The sequence below is a fragment of the Phytobacter sp. RSE-02 genome, from assembly GCF_040578655.1.
GTDB classification, from domain to species: domain Bacteria; phylum Pseudomonadota; class Gammaproteobacteria; order Enterobacterales; family Enterobacteriaceae; genus Phytobacter; species Phytobacter diazotrophicus.
The window spans coordinates 516069-533437 of sequence record NZ_JBEULY010000001.1; the positions used below are offsets into that span (position 1 = coordinate 516069).

A 17369-nucleotide genomic window follows, 5' to 3' on the forward strand; every position below is an offset into this window, starting at 1 on the left:
CCAGCTTCTGTTATTTACTTCCTGAACAGATGCGGTGTGCGTAATCACGTGCATGAATAATCATCAGAAGTCACACCATGCTGAAAATCCGAGTTTCTTTATTAAGCCTCGCGCTTATGTTTGCCGTGCCCGTCGCACCGCAGGCGCTGGCAAAAACTGCTGCGGCAACAGCGTCCGCGCAACCTGAAATTGCCTCCGGTAGCGCGATGATTGTCGATTTACAAACCAATCAGGTTATCTACTCCAGCCACCCGGATCTGGTACGTCCCATCGCGTCTATCACTAAGCTGATGACGGCAATGGTAGTGCTGGATGCGCATCTGCCGCTGGATGAAAAAATAAAAGTGGATATCAGCCATACGCCGGAAATGAAAGGGATCTACTCTCGCGTACGTCTGAACAGTGAAATCAGCCGCAAAGATATGCTGCTGCTGGCGTTGATGTCCTCAGAAAACCGTGCGGCGGCGAGCCTTGCTCACCATTATCCTGGTGGATATGACGCGTTTATTCGTGCGATGAATGCAAAAGCGAAGGCGCTGGGCATGACGCACACCCGTTATGTCGAGCCGACAGGCTTATCTATCAGCAATGTGTCCACGGCGAGCGACTTGATTAAACTGCTGGTGGCCACGAAACAGTATCCGCTGCTGGGCCAGTTGAGCACTACGCGGGAAGACATGGCGACGTTCAGTAATCCGGGGTATACGCTGCCGTTCCGTAATACCAACCATCTGGTGTATCGCGATAACTGGAATATTCAGTTGACCAAAACCGGGTTTACCAATGCGGCGGGTCACTGCCTGGTGATGCGTACCGTTATTAATAATAAGCCGGTGGCACTGGTGGTGATGGATGCTTTCGGGAAATATACCCACTTTGCGGATGCCAGCCGTTTACGGACCTGGATTGAAACCGGGAAAGCACAGCCTGTACCCGCTTCTGCATTAAGCTACAAACGTCAGAAAGCGGCGCAGATGGTGGAAAACCACGGCGCACAAACCGCGCAAAACGACTAATTATTCCGGCAGCGTCCAGTCACCATCGTTGAGTGGGCGCTGCATGATAACCGTATCCCGCCAGTCACCTTTCTTGTAGCCCACGCTGCGTAACTGCCCGACAATTTCAAAGCCGTGTTTTTTATGCAGGCGCAGCGATCCGGCATTATTTTGCCCATCGCCGATCACCGCGATCATCTGCCGCCACGGACCTTCTTCACACCTTGCGATCAGCGCATCCATCAGCATGCTGCCTATGCCATGTCCGGTCATACTGGCGTCAACATAGATAGACTCTTCCAGTGTATAGCGGTAGGCCTGGCGCGGACGGTAAGGACTTGCGTAGCAATACCCCACCACGATGCCATGGTAGAGCGCGACCATCCAGGGAAGCCCGTCATTGGCGATTTTGTGCATGCGTTGGCGCATTTCGTCGATAGTAGGCGGCACTTCTTCGAAGGAGGCGCGGCCATGCAGCACGTGCCAGGCATAGAGAGATGAAATCGCATGAACATCATCAAGCGTGGCATCACGCACCACGAGTGCGTTTTCGGACAGGACATCAACGGCAGACATGATGGAGTAACTCCTCAATGTAGCAGGCCAGAGAAACGTTTCTCTGGCCTGCTACTTTAGTACGAATGAAGAGTACAATACAGCCTGGCTTAAACATATATCGCAGTTAGACTGCGACGAACCACTAACGTCATAGACTATTGCCAGTTTTTTCTCTTGCTTGTTTTTCCGATCCCAGGGTTCATGCTGTTAGTTGGGTCGTTTTCCAGGTAAAAACGTTTTAAATCATCGGGCGCCTCATATAAATGCCCCACGTTGTGTTCAGCCGGGTATTGCGCGCCGCGCTGGCGCAATAATTCCAGCATCTGTTCTTTGAGCGCGTGCGTATCAACGCCTTTCTTCACAATATAATCCTGATGGAAAACATGGCAGAAGAAATGGCCGTAATAGAGCTTCCAGGTTAACTGGCTGTCAATCTCCGGCGGCAGATGTTCGAACCAGTCATTGTCATTGCGGCGCAGGGCAATATCCAGCGCCAGAATGTCTTCTACTTCATCGGCATGTACCGCCTGATAGCGAATTGCCGCCCCCGCTGCGGCGAAGCGGTGAAGAAAGGCTTTGTTCCCTTCTTCTGTTGTACAGGCGAAGAACCCGCCCTCTGCCGTCTTAAAGTACTCGGTCAGCCAGCGTTGCGCCTCAGCGATACCGTCACCCGACATTTTCAGTAGCAGATGGTGTTCATACTTGTCCCGCCAGCTTTTCATTCGGGGTGGCAGGTGAGAGGGGAACAGGTGCCCCAGCTTTTGCATTGCCCGGTCGGTAAAGTGCGGCTTAAATAGGGAGGCTTTTGCCAGCAGGGCATCGGTGCGGCCTTTCAGGGTAAAAAAGAAAGGCATTTTGTCGGTACCGAGCTTGTCGATCATCAGGAAGGTGTCTTTCCCGTAGCGCTCGGCGATATCGTAAATATCGCGATGCATATATTCCCCCGCCACCGGCAAATGGGTGAACTCGCTAAGAATATGGCGGCGAAGTGCGCTCAGCACCTCCGGCTGGTTGGTGCCGATATAAAACACCTGCTGGTGGGTGGGGGCGACAAAGGTGTCCAGCCGTACGGCGAAGACGGCCAGTTTCCCGGCACAGCCGGAGGATTCAAACAGACGATCCGGGTCGGCGTTGTAGCGTGCCGGTGTATCCGCCTCCACATCGCGCACGCGGGTGACATAATCCTGATCGTGCCCGTGACGCCCATCGTGGCGCACATCGGCGTCGGTCACCCGTTCGTCATCAAGTTTACTTAAGATTTGCTCCGGCGTACTGCCAAGCTCAATGCCTAAGTGGTTAACCAACTGGAGTCTGCCGGTTTCGTCAATTCGCGCATACAGCGACATTTCGGTGTATGCCGGGCCGCGCTGCACCAGCGCGCCGCCGGAGTTATTGCAAATCCCGCCGATCACCGATGCCCCGATACAGGATGAACCGATGACGGAATGCGGCTCGCGGCCAAGCGGTTTTAGCGCTTTTTCCAGCGAATAAAGGGTTGTACCCGGATAAGCCAGTACCTGCTCACCGTTATCGATAAGATGCAGTTTATCGAGTCGCAAGGTGCTGATGATAATAATGTCGCGGTCGTAGTCATTACCGTTTGGCGTTGAGCCTTCGGTCAGGCCGGTATTTGCCGCCTGCATCAGGATGATCTTATCGGCGCTCACACAGGCGCTGAGCACACGCCATAATTCAAGCAGTGTGCCGGGAAAGACGACGGCGAGCGCATCACCCTGCCCGGAACGAAACCCCTTACGGTAGCGTGCAGTTTTGGCCGGGTCGGTCAGGACATGTGAAGCTCCAGTGAGGCGTTCGAGTTCACGGATAAAAGCGATATGGTGTTGGGAAGTTGTAGAAGACATTTTCCTCTCCCTGGTGGTGGAACAGCGTTCTCGCTTTAAAGCATAGTGTCTGAAAGTGAGGAATTCTCAGAAAAATCAGAGAATAACTCTGCAAGCCGGACTACGATTATGGCACACTGCGTTTTTTTCATGGTCAGGCCCGTGAGTGGCTGTATAAACGAGAGAGTGAACGACATGAAATGGCTATGTTCGGTAGGTGTCGCCGTAAGCCTTGCGCTGCAACCGGTGATGGCAGAAGAGATGTTTGGTAACCATCCTCTGACGCCGCAAGCAAGGGATGCGTTTGTCACTGAATTACTAAAAAAAATGACGGTGGATGAAAAAATTGGGCAACTGCGACTGATTAGCGTCGGGCCGGACAATCCGAAAGAAGCCATCCGTGACATGATTGCCAAAAACCAGGTCGGCGCCATCTTTAATACCGTGACCCGCCCGGATATCCGCGCGATGCAGGATCAGGTCATGCAGCTTAGCCGCCTGAAAATTCCTCTGTTTTTTGCCTACGATGTGGTCCACGGTCAACGGACCGTGTTCCCGATTAGCCTGGGTCTGGCCTCCAGCTTCAATCTTGATGCGGTGAAAACCGTCGGGCGCGTTTCCGCTTATGAAGCGGCGGATGATGGGCTGAACATGACCTGGGCGCCAATGGTGGATGTATCCCGCGATCCGCGCTGGGGCCGTGGCTCTGAAGGCTTTGGTGAAGATACCTACCTGACCACGGAAATGGGCCGCGCGATGGTGAAATCCATGCAGGGCAAAAGCCCGGCGGATCGCTATTCGGTTATGACCAGCGTCAAGCACTTCGCCGCCTATGGCGCGGTTGAAGGGGGCAAGGAATACAATACCGTTGATATGAGCCCACAGCGTCTGTTCAACGACTATTTGCCGCCGTACAAAGCTGGGCTCGAGGCAGGCAGCGGTGCGGTCATGGTGGCGCTGAACTCTCTCAACGGCACGCCGGCAACTTCCGATTCCTGGCTGCTTAAAGATGTCCTGCGCGATGAGTGGGGCTTTAAAGGCATCACCGTTTCGGACCATGGCGCAATCAAAGAATTGATCAAACACGGCGTGGCCGCCGACCCGGAAGATGCGGTACGCGTGGCGCTCAAAGCCGGTATTAACATGAGCATGAGCGACGAGTACTACAGCAAGTACCTGCCGGGGCTTATCAAATCCGGTAAGGTCACCATGGCGGAACTCGACGATGCGACCCGCCACGTGCTGAACGTGAAATATGACATGGGCCTGTTCAACGACCCGTACAGTCACCTGGGGCCGAAAGATTCGGACCCGAAGGACACCAATGCGGAAAGTCGTCTGCATCGTAAAGAAGCACGAGAAGTGGCGCGCGAAAGTCTGGTCCTGCTGAAAAACCGTCTTGACACACTGCCGCTGAAAAAAGACGCGACCATCGCGGTGGTCGGTGCGCTGGCGGACAGCAAGCGTGACATGATGGGAAGCTGGTCGGCAGCCGGCGTGGCGGGGCAATCCGTAACCGTGCTGACAGGTATCCGCAACGCAGTGGGGCCTAAAGGCACTATCCTCTACGCTCGCGGTTCGAATATCACTGACGATAAAGGCATTGTCGATTTCCTCAATCTGTATGAGCCAGCCGTAGTGCAGGACAAACGCAGCCCGCAGGAGATGATTGATGAAGCCGTGACCGTGGCGAAGAAATCGGATGTCGTCGTAGCGGTCGTCGGTGAGGCCCAGGGGATGGCACACGAAGCGTCAAGCCGTACGGATCTGACCATCCCGCAAAGCCAGCGTGATTTGATTGCCGCGCTAAAAGCAACCGGTAAACCGCTGGTGCTGGTGCTGATGAACGGTCGTCCGCTGGCGCTGGTGAAAGAAAATCAGCAGGCCGATGCGATCCTGGAAACCTGGTTTGCCGGTACCGAAGGCGGTAATGCCATCGCTGATGTGCTGTTTGGTGATTACAACCCGTCCGGCAAGCTGCCGATGTCTTTCCCGCGCTCCGTCGGGCAGATCCCGGTCTATTACAGTCACCTGAACACCGGGCGTCCGTATAATGCCGATAAACCGAACAAGTACACGTCACGCTACTTCGACGAGGCCAATGGTCCGCTTTATCCGTTCGGTTACGGCCTGAGTTACACCACGTTTAACGTCTCCGATGTGAAAATGTCGGCGCCGACCATGACCCGTGACGGCAAAGTGACGGCCAGCGTCGATGTTACCAATACCGGTAAACGCGACGGCGCGACGGTTGTCCAGATGTACCTGCAGGATGTGACGGCGTCCATGAGTCGTCCGGTAGAACAACTGCGTGGTTTCGAAAAAGTGGATCTCAAAGCCGGGGAAACCAAAACCGTCAGCTTCCCGATTGATATCGAGGCGCTTAAGTTCTGGAATCAACGCATGAAATACGACGCAGAACCCGGCAAATTCAATGTCTTTATCGGCCTGGATTCAGCCCGTGTTAAACAGGGTGAATTTACCCTCCAGTAACCCCGCAAAGGCCGCTTTTTAGCGGCCTTTCATCTTTAAACCCCTTGCGTTATAACCGCTTCGTCTAATCAGAAACATCAAAATCTGAACGACTGATTTATTCCAGGTCGATTCTCTACTACGCTTTTTGCACAGCCGGAAATCCAGGCACCACAAAAAAAGAGGTAAGAGCATGAAATCATTTTCGCAATGGAGCGCTGCAGGGTTATTGATGCTGGCCGCAGGCGCACAGGCGGCTGAGCCGGTTAAAGTGGGTTCCAAGATTGATACCGAAGGCGCGCTGCTGGGCAATATCATTTTGCAGGTCCTGGAAAGCCATGGCGTAAAAACCGTCAATAAAGTCCAGTTGGGTACCACCCCGGTGGTGCGCGGGGCAATCACCTCGGGTGAACTGGATATCTACCCGGAATATACCGGCAATGGCGCGTTTTTCTTTAAGGAGGAGAACGATCCGGCGTGGAAAAATGCGCAGCAAGGCTATGACAAAGTCAAAAAGCTGGATGCGGAGAAAAACAAACTGGTCTGGCTGACGCCAGCGCCTGCCAATAATACCTGGACTATCGCGGTACGCCAGGATGTTGCGCAGAAAAACAAGCTGGTCTCCCTTGACGATCTCAGTCGCTATCTGAAAGAGGGCGGTACCTTTAAACTTGCTGCTTCCGCCGAGTTTATCGAGCGTACCGATGCCTTACCGGCCTTCGAAAAAGCCTATAACTTCAAGCTCAACCAGCAGCAGTTGCTGTCGCTGGCGGGGGGCGATACGGCAGTGACCATCAAAGCCGCCGCACAGCAAACATCAGGCGTGAATGCGGCGATGGCCTACGGCACAGATGGGCCGGTTGCGGCGCTGGGGCTGCAAACCCTGACCGACCCGAAAGGCGTTCAGCCCATTTATGCGCCTGCCCCGGTTGTGCGCGAAGCGGTGCTGAAAGCTTACCCGCAACTGGATGAGTGGCTGAAACCGGTATTTGCCAGCCTGGATGAAAAAACGCTGCAGAAACTGAATGCCAGTATTGCAGTGGAAGGTCTCGACGCCAAAAAAGTGGCCGCCGATTACCTGAAAGGAAAGGGACTGATTAAATAAACGTGGAGCGACGTTGTCATAACCGCGTGTTGTTGCTGCTGGTGTTACTGGCGCTGGCGGCAATAACACTGCCCTTCGTGAGTTACGCCCCTAACCGCCTGGTCTCCGGGGAAAGTCGTGCAATCTGGCAGGTCTGGCCGGCATTTGCCGCCTGGGGACTGCTTGTACCGGCAGGGCTACTGCTTTTGAGCTTTCTCCCGCATCGCATTGCCAGTCTGGCAACGTTACTGCTTACCGAAGCGTCATTTTGCGCCTTAGTCTGGTGCGCGGGCAGGGCGGCCACCGATCTGGCTCAGTCTGGCAGCGCACTTGCCCGCACCTCCCCCGGCAGCGGCTTATGGCTGTGGCTGGCGCTGTCGTTACTGGCCAGTAGTGATGCAATCCGACGGCTAACGGTCAACCCGGTCTGGCGCTGGCTGCTGCATGCGCAAATCTGGATCCTGCCCCTGTGGCTGCTGCTCAGTGGGCAACTGGATTCGCTCTCTTTGCTTAAGGAGTACGCGAATCGGCAGGACGTCTTTAACGATGCGCTGGCGCAACATCTCAAACTGCTGTTTGGTACGCTGCTACCGGCGCTGGCGCTGGGGGTAGGTATCGGCCTGTGGTGTTATCGCCATCCGTCGCGTCAACAACCGGTGTTTGCCGTATTGAATGTGATTCAGACCGTGCCGTCCGTTGCGCTATTTGGTCTGCTGATCGCACCACTGGCAGGGCTGGTGGCGCAGTTCCCCTGGCTGGGTTCGCTCGGCGTGGCGGGGACCGGTATCACACCAGCGCTGATTGCGCTGGTTCTCTACGCGTTGTTACCGCTGGTTCGCGGTGTGGTGGCGGGCTTAAACCAGGTGCCGGTAGATGTACTGGAAAGCGCCAAAGGGATGGGCATGAGCGCCCGTCAGCGGTTTTTGCATATACGTCTGCCGCTGGCGTTACCCATTTTGCTGCGTAGCCTGCGGGTGGTCACGGTACAGACGGTGGGCATGGCGGTGATTGCGGCGCTGATTGGCGCAGGTGGCTTTGGCGCACTGGTGTTTCAGGGGCTTTTAAGTAGCGCACTGGATCTTGTGTTATTGGGTGTGATCCCGGTTATTGCTCTGGCAGTGGTCGTGGACGCACTGTTTGCGCTGGGTATCGCGCTGTTGGAGGTAAAACAGCCATGATTGAATTCAGGCATGTCAGCAAATCTTTCGCCGGACAACAGGCGGTGAGCGATCTGAATCTTGAATGTAAAACCGGCGCGTTTTCTGTGTTGATTGGTACATCAGGATCCGGGAAGTCCACCACCCTGAAAATGATCAACCGCCTGGTGGAACATGATGAAGGCACCATTTTGTTTGCTGGTGAAGAGATCCGCAGCCTGCCGGTACTGGAACTGCGTCGGCGGATGGGTTACGCCATTCAGTCGATAGGCCTGTTTCCGCACTGGACGGTGGCCCACAACATCGCCACCGTGTTGCAATTGCAAAAATGGTCGCGAGGGAAAATCGCCGCGCGAGTAGATGAACTGATGGCTTTACTGGGGCTGGATGAGAGCCTGCGCGACCGTTTTCCCCATCAACTTTCCGGCGGTCAGCAGCAGCGTGTCGGCGTGGCCCGCGCGCTGGCGGCAGACCCGGAGGTGTTGCTGATGGATGAGCCCTTCGGTGCGCTGGATCCGGTCACGCGCGGTGCGCTCCAGCAGGAGATGATTCGTATCCACCGTCTGCTGGGCCGCACCATTGTGCTGGTCACCCATGATATTGATGAAGCGCTACAGTTAGCGGATCACCTGGTCTTAATGGACAGTGGGGCGATTGTGCAGCAGGGGACACCGCTGGAGATGTTAACCCGCCCGGCAACCCCGTTTGTCCGCGACTTTTTTGGTCGCAGCGAGTTGGGGGTTCGTCTGCTTTCATTGCGCCATGTCAGCGCCTGGATGCGGCCGGGCGAAACGGTGGCGGGGGAACCACTGCGAGAGGATATGACCTTGCGCGAAGCCTTATCGCTGTTTGTCGCTCGCCAGTGTGATGTGCTCCCCGTCGCTGATGCGCAAGGCGTGCCCTGCGGTACGCTGCATTTTCGCGACCTGCTCAGAACGGAGGCGCTCAGTGAGACTTCTGCGTGACCCGCTACTCTGGCTTATCGCCGTGTTTGTCGCACTGCTGGTGGCGATGCCCTACAGCGGCACACTCTTTGGCACGCTATTTCCCCAGTTGCCGCGACCGGTTTATCAGCAGGAAAGTTTTGTCTCCCTGACGCTTGCCCATTTCTGGCTGGTGGGAGTGTCGAGTCTGCTGGCGATTGTCATTGGGCTGGGGGCGGGAATTGCAGTGACGCGCCCGTGGGGCCGCGAATTTCGCCCGCTGGTGGAGACCATTGCCGCAGTAGGACAGACCTTTCCACCGGTGGCGGTACTGGCTATTGCGGTACCGGTTATGGGATTTGGCCGCGAGCCTGCCATTATTGCGCTGATCCTCTATGGGGTCTTGCCGATATTACAGGGCACGCTGGCGGGGATTGCCGCCGTGCCGGAGAGCGTACACAGCGTGGCAAAAGGGATGGGGATGAGTAGTATGCAGCAACTTTTCAGGGTTGAACTGCCGCTGGCGGCGCCGGTCATTATCGCCGGGATCCGCACGTCCGTGATTATTAACATCGGTACGGCGACCATTGCGTCTACGGTCGGCGCCAGCACACTGGGAACGCCGATCATTATCGGTCTGAGCGGGTTTAATACGGCTTACGTCGTGCAAGGGGCCGTTCTGGTTGCTCTGGCCGCTATCATTGTTGATAGAGGATTTGAGCGACTTGCCCGCTTATTCAGCCTGCACCGCCGCGAACAATAAAAGAGTAGCCAGCGAGCATCACGCCACCGATGCCGCCGATCGCCATCAGCAGAAAAATCGCAATGACGGTAAGTTTGGACAGGTTCATTTTTCGCTCCTTTGTTAAGAAAAGTATTATACGAGGAAGCGGGGCTGTTAATGAACCATTAAATGCCCAGCGGAAAAATGGCATGTCCGTTTTGCTGCCAGTCATGCATCTGTTTTTGCTGTGACGAGGAGGGGGCCTCGCCGCACCACACCAGTAATGTCTGGCCTTCAAACATCTCCGGGCGCAGATAACTCAACGAGTGCGCCAGCACGTCGACCCGCCAGCCTTGCTGGCTTGCCATCCAGCCCTCCAGCCAGATTCGGGTGGTATCCTGCACATTCCAGCCGACAACCAGCGCGTCACGCCCGTTTTTCTTGCGCGCGGTATTCAGGCAACCGCAAATATAGTTAATCAACACCCCGTCGAGCAGACTGAGCATCACCGTGAGGGCAGGCTGCTGGGATTGCAGACGGCGACGAAGAGGGATAAACAGGTGGGTTATCAGCGTTTCTGCCGGGTAGTCGTGGCTGCGCTCTTTGATCCACAGACGCAGTCGTTGCAGGTTGCCGCTTTGCAGAATTTGCAATACTGCTTCCTGCTGGGCGCGCCAGCCATTGCGTTCATTTTCGGGTTCATTATTGAGCAGGGTCTGTACCTTACTGACCTGGACCCCGGTATCGATCCAGCGTTTTATTTCACGAATTCGGTCGATGTCGGCATCGGTAAACAACCGATGACCGCCTTCCGTGCGCTGTGGTTTGAACAATCCGTAGCGTCGCTGCCATGCCCGCAAAGTCACGGGATTGATATCGCATAACATCGCCACTTCACCAATCGTGTAAAGCGCCATGGTTTCACCTTTGCAAGAAATCCCCCACTTTAACTTTAGCCGTTCTTACTTAAACCAGGTTGAATTGTTTGTTTAATGTTCGATATGTATCCATTTCGTATCATTATGCTTTCAGGATTGTGATAATGAGCACGAATTAACATTTTTTTGGAAACCCTCAAAGAATCTCTGCGCGACTCCATGTAAGGTACGCGCTTTCAGTCAACGCGGTGCTGCGGGTATGTACGAATTTAATCTGGTGTTGCTGCTGCTCCAGCAAATGTGTGTGTTTTTGGTTATCGCCTGGCTGATGAGCAAAACACGTCTTTTTATTCCGCTGATGCAAGTCACGGTACGTCTGCCGCATAAACTGCTCTGTTATGTCACCTTTTCAATTTTCTGCATTCTGGGTACCTATTTCGGTTTGCATATTGAAGATTCTATTGCCAATACACGGGCGATTGGTGCGGTGATGGGTGGGTTGCTCGGCGGCCCACTGGTGGGCGGGCTGGTGGGGTTAACGGGTGGATTACACCGTTACTCAATGGGCGGCATGACCGCGCTGAGCTGTATGATTTCCACCATTGTGGAAGGGCTGCTCGGTGGGCTGGTACACAGTATTTTGATCAAGCGTGGCCGCACCGACAGGGTCTTTAATCCGCTCACCGCCGGGGCCATTACCTGCGTAGCGGAGCTGACACAGATGCTGATCATCCTGCTTATCGCCCGACCGTATGAGAGCGCGCTGCATCTGGTGCAAAGTATCGTTGCCCCAATGATGGTGACCAATACCGTGGGCGCGGCGCTGTTTATGCGCATCCTGCTCGACAAGCGCGCCATGTTTGAAAAATACACCTCGGCGTTTTCTGCCACAGCCCTCAAAGTCGCCGCATCGACCGAAGGGATCTTGCGTCAGGGCTTCAACGAAGAAAACAGCATGAAAGTCGCCCAGGTCCTCTATAAAGAGCTGGATATCGGCGCGGTGGCGATTACCGATCGCGAGAAGCTGCTGGCGTTTACCGGCACGGGGGACGACCATCATCTTCCCGGCAGGCCTATCTCGTCCGTCTGGACGCAAAAAGCCATCGAAAGTGGCGAAGTGGTGTATGCCGATGGCAATGAGGTACCGTACCGCTGCTCGCTGCATCCACAGTGCAAACTGGGTTCAACGCTGGTCATTCCATTGCGCGGTGAAAACCAGCGCGTTGTGGGCACCATCAAACTGTATGAAGCAAAAAACCGGCTCTTTAGCTCCATCAACCGCACCCTGGGAGAGGGGATTGCGCAGTTGCTGTCGGCGCAAATCCTCGCCGGACAGTATGAGCGGCAAAAAGCGTTGCTGACCCAGTCGGAAATCAAATTACTGCATGCGCAGGTCAATCCCCATTTTCTGTTCAATGCCCTGAATACGCTGATGGCGGTGATCCGCCGCGACAGCGATCAGGCCGGTCTGCTGGTGCAATATCTGTCGACATTCTTTCGCAAAAACCTTAAGCGACCATCGGAAATCGTCACCCTGGCCGATGAGCTTGAACACGTTAATGCGTATCTGCAAATTGAAAAGGCACGCTTTCAGGCCCGCCTACAGGTACAACTGCACGTACCGGACGCGCTTTCTCATCTCCATCTGCCCGCTTTTACCCTGCAACCGATTGTGGAAAATGCCATTAAACATGGCACCTCACAACTGCTTGGCGTAGGGGAAATCACCATTAATGCCAGCCAGGACGGTGACCATCTGGTGTTGGATATTGAAGATAATGCCGGGCTGTATCAGCCCAAAACAGATGCCAGTGGTTTAGGGATGAGTCTGGTGGATAAGCGCCTGCGGGCGCGCTTTGGTGATGGATGCGGCATTTCGGTTGCCTGCGAGCCTGATATCTTTACCCGAATTACCCTACGACTCCCGCTGGAGGAAAGCGCATGTTAAAAGTGCTGATTGTTGATGATGAACCGTTGGCGCGTGAAAATCTGCGTATTTTACTGCAGGAAGAGAGCGATATTGAGATTGTGGGCGAATGCGCCAACGCGGTTGAGGGCATCGGCGCGGTGCATAAATTGCGCCCGGACGTGCTGTTTCTTGATATCCAGATGCCGCGCATTAGCGGGCTGGAAATGGTGGGGATGCTCGACCCGGAACACCGACCCTATGTGGTTTTTCTCACCGCTTTTGATGAATACGCGGTGAAGGCGTTTGAGGAACATGCCTTTGACTATCTGCTAAAACCGATAGAGGCGCGCCGCCTGGAGAAGACCCTCACCCGGCTGCGCCAGGAGCGCAATGTCCAGGACGTATCGGTGCTGCCGGAAAATCAGGTCTCGCTGAAATTTATTCCCTGTACCGGGCATAGCCGCATTTATCTGTTGCAGATGGATGAGGTTGCGTTTGTGAGTAGCCGCATGAGCGGCGTCTATGTCACCAGTCACGACGGCAAAGAGGGCTTCACCGAACTGACCCTGCGCACGCTGGAGAGCCGTACGCCGCTGCTGCGTTGTCATCGGCAGTATCTGGTGAATATGGCACATCTGAAAGAGATCCGTCTGGAAGATAACGGCCAGGCGGAGTTGCTGCTGCGCGACGGACAGACTGTGCCGGTTAGCCGTCGCTATCTTAAGAACTTAAAAGAAGCGCTGGGGTTGTAGCCGCTAATAAAACGCGAACTTTTTCGCAAGAAAGGATCGCTGCTATTGTGAATAAGTCTGGTATATAATTTTATACGCATCCACACACAGTAAGGATGCGCAGTAATGTATGCAAAGGATATCAACTGGCGAGGCTCTACACTCGACGATCTCATCACTTTCCCGCAGGCGATAAGGCGCATCGCAGGTTTCGAACTCCACAAAGTTCAGCATGGCAGGGAACCGACAGACTGGAAGCCGATTAATGAGTGGGGGATGGGCGTCATTGAGATTCGGCTGCATGGTGAAGACGGTGAGTATCGTGCGGTGTATGTCGCCAGGTTTTCTGATGTCGTTTGTGTCCTGCATTGTTTTCAAAAGAAAACACAAAAAACGAGCCAGCGGGATATCGCCATCATCAAAGCACGATATAAAGCAGCACGAGACGAATGGAGAGAGAAAAAATGACGCATAAAGTGGATACAAAGGTTCGTCATATCACAAAAGCCAGTGGCAACATTTTTTCTGACCTTGGGTTTGCCCCGCAGGAGGCATCGCAACTGCTGGCTGCGTCCAGAGAAGAGATGGCAAGAGCCGATGAATTAAAGAAGCAACTGATGATGGAAATCACCGACTGGATGAAACACAACGGTCTTAAACAGGTCGATGCCGCCAAAGTTCTCCATGTCTCTCGCCCCCGCGTGTCCGATGTCGTTAACCAGAAAACAGAAAAATTCACCATTGATACATTGGTCGGTATGGCAATACTGATTGGAAAACGTGTGCAACTGGTTATTGATAAGGTTTAACCGGCGGCAATCTAAAAGAAGCGCTGGGGTTGTCGCTTTTGATGGTAGACTGCGCGCTTACGATGATTTTTTCGAAGGCTTTATGCTCAATAACGATATCTTACGTAGCTTACGCTACGCACTGAAAATGAATAATGGCGACCTCAAGCGCGTATTTGCGCTGGCAGACGCCCCGGTGAGCGACGAGCAGCTTGTCGGCTGGTTGCACAAAGAAGATGAAGAGGGTTTTCAGCGCTGTCCGGACATTATGATGTCTGTCTTCCTCAACGGCCTGATTTATGAACGCCGTGGTAAAGATGAGTCTCAGCCTGCGCTGGTGACCGAGCGTAAGATGACAAACAACATCATCCTTAAAAAATTACGCATCGCCTTTTCACTGAAAACGGACGATATTCTGGCGATCCTCACCGAGCAGAAATTCCGCGTCTCCATGCCGGAGATTACCGCCATGATGCGGGCGACCGAGCATAAAAATTTCCGTGAATGCGGCGATCAGTTCTTACGTTATTTCCTGCGTGGACTGGCGGTGCGTGAGCACGCGAAGCCTGCTGCTCAGTAAAGGCAATGCCAGCGCGTGACAAGCGCGCTGGCACGTTGATTATTTCACTTCTTTAAAACCATGTGATTCCAGAAGCTGCTGTGATTTCGTCATGCTGACGCCATCTTTCACATCACCGGTGAACGCCGCACCCTGTATCTGCTGCAATGCGTTACGATCGGCTTTGGTATAGTCGACAGTCAATGTTTCTGTCGCGTAAGTATCCTGATAATCGATACTTTCCGTCACGCCCTGAATCGATTTATATTTCTCACTGATCGGCCCCAGGCGTTGCATAGCTGCCTCTTTATTGGCGGCCCCGACGCTTGCGTACTGAATCTTATTCTTTGCCGTCTGACGTAATACCACATCGTCTTTATAGTAATAGGTCAGAGAAATCTCTGTTTTGCCATCCGTCCAGTTAAATGTCTTACTCTGTTCTTTGTCACCACAGCCGCTGACGGCAAATAAGACCAGAGTAGTCAGTGCGATGGCGATCATTTTTTTAAACATATTCATAAAGCCCCTTTTGTTAGAAAAATCCTGTCCATTGAAGAATAGTGCAATAAAAAAAAGGCGCTGTTTTCACAGCGCCTTTCAGCGATTTATTTTACCTGTTGGCCAGGTTTTGCACCCTCATCAGGGCTTAACAGGAAGATATCTTTCCCGCCAGGGCCTGCGGCCATCACCATACCTTCTGAAATACCGAAGCGCATTTTGCGCGGCGCCAGGTTAGCGACCATCACCGTCAGGCGACCAATCAGCACCTGCGGGTCCGGGTAGGCGGAACGAATGCCGGAGAAGACATTGCGTTTCTGACCGCCCAGATCCAGCGTCAGGCGCAGCAGTTTGTCAGAACCCTCGACAAACTCCGCGTTTTCAATCAGCGCCACGCGCAGGTCGACTTTAGCGAAATCGTCAAAACTGATGGTTTCGGCAATCGGGTCATCTGCCAGCGGACCGGTGACCGGTGCGGCAGCGGCTTTCACTTCCTCTTTTGACGCCTCAACCAGCGCTTCGACCTGTTTCATCTCAATGCGGTTATACAATGCCTTAAAGGTATTCACTTTGTGGCCAAGCAGCGGCTGTTCGATAGCATCCCAAACCAGTGTGGTGTTCAGGAACGCCTCGACACGTTCGCTCAGGGTCGGCAGAACCGGTTTCAGCCAGGTCATCAGCACGCGGAACAGGTTGATACCCATGGAGCAAATCGCCTGCAGATCAGCATCGCGACCTTCCTGTTTCGCGACAACCCACGGTGCCTGCTCGTCAACATAACGGTTAGCCACGTCAGCCAGCGCCATGATTTCACGAATCGCTTTGCCGAATTCACGGCTCTCCCACGCATCAGCAATGGTGGCCGACGCGTCGGTAAAGGTTTTATACAGTGCCGGATCCGCCAGCTCAGCCGCCAGTACGCCATCGAAACGTTTGGCGATAAAGCCTGCACAACGGGACGCCAGATTCACCACTTTGTTGACGATATCAGCGTTAACGCGCTGAACGAAATCTTCCAGATTCAGGTCGATGTCATCGATGCGGGAAGAGAGCTTCGCCGCGTAGTAGTAACGCAGGCTGTCCGCATCAAAGTGGTTCAGCCAGGTGCTGGCCTTAATAAAGGTGCCGCGAGATTTGGACATCTTCGCACCGTTCACGGTCACGTAACCGTGCACGAACAGATTAGTCGGCTTGCGGAAATTGCTGCCTTCCAGCATCGCAGGCCAGAACAGGCTGTGGAAATAGACGATGTCTTTACCGATAAAGTGATACAGCTCGGCATCAGACTCTTTTTTCCACCAGTCGTCAAAGTTCAGGTCGCTGCGTTTATCGCACAGGTTCTTGAAGGAGCCCATGTAGCCGATAGGCGCATCCAGCCAGACGTAAAAATATTTGCCGGGCGCGTTGGGGATTTCGAAACCGAAATAGGGCGCGTCACGGGAGATATCCCACTGCTGCAGGCCGGCGTCGAACCACTCCTGCATTTTGTTGGCCACCTGCTCCTGCAGCGCACCGCTACGGGTCCACGCCTGCAGCATTTCACTGAACGAAGGCAGGTCGAAGAAGAAGTGTTCGGAATCACGCATTTCAGGCGTTGCACCGGACACCACGGATTTCGGGTCGATAAGTTCGGTCGGGCTGTAGGTCGCGCCGCACACTTCACAGTTATCGCCGTACTGATCCGGAGACTTACATTTCGGGCAGGTGCCTTTCACAAAACGATCCGGCAGGAACATCCCTTTTTCCGGGTCGTAAAGCTGAGAGATAGTGCGGTTTTTAATAAAACCGTTCTCTTTCAGGCGAGTGTAGATCAGCTCCGACAGCTCGCGGTTCTCTTCGCTGTGCGTAGAGTGATAGTTGTCGTAGCTGATATTAAAGCCAGCGAAATCCGTCTGGTGTTCCTGACTCATGTCTCCAATCATCTGCTCCGGGGTGATGCCCATTTGTTGCGCTTTGAGCATAATCGGCGTGCCGTGAGCATCGTCCGCGCAGATGAAGTTGACATTGTGGCCGCGCATTCGCTGGTAACGGACCCAGACATCAGCCTGGATGTGCTCCAGCATATGGCCGAGGTGGATTGAGCCGTTGGCGTACGGCAATGCGCACGTTACCAGAATTTTCTTCGCGACTTGAGTCATAGTGGGTATTACTTCTTCTTTAGTAAAAAGGGGTTTTGATGTTACCTGAAAGGGAAAAGTTGTGCCATAAAAGCCCGCCCTGGATTGGGCACTATTGAGAAATGAAAAATGGGT

The 17369-nt window shown here is 54.0% G+C and carries 17 protein-coding genes; 11 read left to right on the top strand and 6 right to left on the bottom strand.

Annotation, left to right across the window (positions count from 1 at the left end; translation table 11 throughout):
• Nucleotides 1-77: 77 nt before the first annotated feature.
• Nucleotides 78-1016 (top strand): D-alanyl-D-alanine endopeptidase, encoded by a 939-nt coding sequence (gene pbpG, locus ABU190_RS02250; protein ID WP_071195698.1) that lies wholly within the window; start codon nucleotides 78-80, stop codon nucleotides 1014-1016.
• Here pbpG and ABU190_RS02255 read toward each other — a convergent pair whose 3' ends face one another.
• Together ABU190_RS02255 and dld are read right to left on the bottom strand one after the other, a co-directional pair.
• Nucleotides 1017-1571, bottom strand: coding sequence for a GNAT family N-acetyltransferase (locus tag ABU190_RS02255; RefSeq protein ID WP_271850739.1), 555 nt, complete (start codon nucleotides 1569-1571; stop codon nucleotides 1017-1019).
• Between the two features lie 137 nt (nucleotides 1572-1708).
• Complete coding sequence (dld, locus tag ABU190_RS02260; RefSeq protein WP_354690256.1) at nucleotides 1709-3415, bottom strand: D-lactate dehydrogenase; 1707 nt, start codon at nucleotides 3413-3415, stop codon at nucleotides 1709-1711.
• A gap of 174 nt (nucleotides 3416-3589) precedes the next feature.
• Between dld and bglX the strand changes: the two genes are divergently transcribed.
• From bglX to ABU190_RS02285, 5 genes are all read left to right on the top strand, one after another.
• Nucleotides 3590-5887: a beta-glucosidase BglX gene (gene bglX / locus ABU190_RS02265; RefSeq protein WP_354690257.1), complete on the top strand. Its 2298-nt coding sequence runs from the start codon at nucleotides 3590-3592 to the stop codon at nucleotides 5885-5887.
• Nucleotides 5888-6059: 172 nt separating this feature from the next.
• A complete protein-coding gene (locus ABU190_RS02270) occupies nucleotides 6060-6971 on the top strand; it encodes an ABC transporter substrate-binding protein (RefSeq protein WP_041852012.1) in 912 nt (303 codons plus the stop codon).
• A gap of 2 nt (nucleotides 6972-6973) precedes the next feature.
• Complete coding sequence (locus ABU190_RS02275; RefSeq protein WP_354690258.1) at nucleotides 6974-8128, top strand: ABC transporter permease; 1155 nt, start codon at nucleotides 6974-6976, stop codon at nucleotides 8126-8128.
• Nucleotides 8125-9072 carry an ABC transporter ATP-binding protein gene (locus tag ABU190_RS02280; RefSeq protein ID WP_041852010.1) on the top strand — a complete coding sequence of 316 codons (948 nt, stop codon included), beginning with the start codon at nucleotides 8125-8127 and terminating at the stop codon, nucleotides 9070-9072. Before ABU190_RS02275 ends, ABU190_RS02280 begins: the two co-directional genes overlap by 4 nt.
• Entirely contained in the window at nucleotides 9056-9793 is a 738-nt protein-coding gene (locus tag ABU190_RS02285; RefSeq protein WP_354690259.1) for an ABC transporter permease, read from the top strand. The genes ABU190_RS02280 and ABU190_RS02285 overlap by 17 nt, the downstream gene beginning before the upstream one ends.
• Here ABU190_RS02285 and ABU190_RS02290 read toward each other — a convergent pair.
• Nucleotides 9768-9881, bottom strand: a complete 114-nt coding sequence (locus ABU190_RS02290) for a protein YohO (protein ID WP_075203650.1) — start codon at nucleotides 9879-9881, stop codon at nucleotides 9768-9770. The two genes, ABU190_RS02285 and ABU190_RS02290, sit on opposite strands and share 26 nt — an antisense overlap.
• Before the next feature lie 58 nt (nucleotides 9882-9939).
• Entirely contained in the window at nucleotides 9940-10671 is a 732-nt protein-coding gene (gene mlrA, locus ABU190_RS02295; RefSeq protein ID WP_193793908.1) for an HTH-type transcriptional regulator MlrA, read from the bottom strand.
• A 220-nt stretch (nucleotides 10672-10891) separates the two neighbouring features.
• Here mlrA and ABU190_RS02300 point away from each other — a divergent pair, with 220 nt between their 5' ends.
• The 5 genes from ABU190_RS02300 to ABU190_RS02320 all read left to right on the top strand — a co-directional run bounded on the left by ABU190_RS02300 (nucleotide 10892) and on the right by ABU190_RS02320 (nucleotide 14640).
• Nucleotides 10892-12580 carry a sensor histidine kinase gene (locus ABU190_RS02300; RefSeq protein ID WP_354690260.1) on the top strand — a complete coding sequence of 563 codons (1689 nt, stop codon included), beginning with the start codon at nucleotides 10892-10894 and terminating at the stop codon, nucleotides 12578-12580.
• Nucleotides 12574-13293 (top strand): two-component system response regulator BtsR, encoded by a 720-nt coding sequence (gene btsR / locus ABU190_RS02305; protein WP_354690261.1) that lies wholly within the window; start codon nucleotides 12574-12576, stop codon nucleotides 13291-13293. Before ABU190_RS02300 ends, btsR begins: the two co-directional genes overlap by 7 nt.
• A 105-nt stretch (nucleotides 13294-13398) precedes the next feature.
• Nucleotides 13399-13740: a type II toxin-antitoxin system RelE/ParE family toxin gene (locus ABU190_RS02310; RefSeq protein WP_354690262.1), complete on the top strand. Its 342-nt coding sequence runs from the start codon at nucleotides 13399-13401 to the stop codon at nucleotides 13738-13740.
• Nucleotides 13737-14081: an XRE family transcriptional regulator gene (locus tag ABU190_RS02315; RefSeq protein ID WP_354690263.1), complete on the top strand. Its 345-nt coding sequence runs from the start codon at nucleotides 13737-13739 to the stop codon at nucleotides 14079-14081. Before ABU190_RS02310 ends, ABU190_RS02315 begins: the two co-directional genes overlap by 4 nt.
• Nucleotides 14082-14163: 82 nt before the next feature.
• Complete coding sequence (locus tag ABU190_RS02320) at nucleotides 14164-14640, top strand: DUF1456 family protein (RefSeq protein WP_071195708.1); 477 nt, start codon at nucleotides 14164-14166, stop codon at nucleotides 14638-14640.
• A gap of 39 nt (nucleotides 14641-14679) precedes the next feature.
• Here the strand turns inward: ABU190_RS02320 and ABU190_RS02325 are convergent, their stop codons facing one another.
• Both ABU190_RS02325 and metG read right to left on the bottom strand, forming a co-directional pair.
• Nucleotides 14680-15138 carry a YehR family lipoprotein gene (locus ABU190_RS02325; RefSeq protein ID WP_041852002.1) on the bottom strand — a complete coding sequence of 153 codons (459 nt, stop codon included), beginning with the start codon at nucleotides 15136-15138 and terminating at the stop codon, nucleotides 14680-14682.
• A gap of 86 nt (nucleotides 15139-15224) precedes the next feature.
• Nucleotides 15225-17255, bottom strand: a complete 2031-nt coding sequence (gene metG, locus ABU190_RS02330) for a methionine--tRNA ligase (RefSeq protein WP_071195709.1) — start codon at nucleotides 17253-17255, stop codon at nucleotides 15225-15227.
• Nucleotides 17256-17369 lie beyond the last annotated feature (114 nt).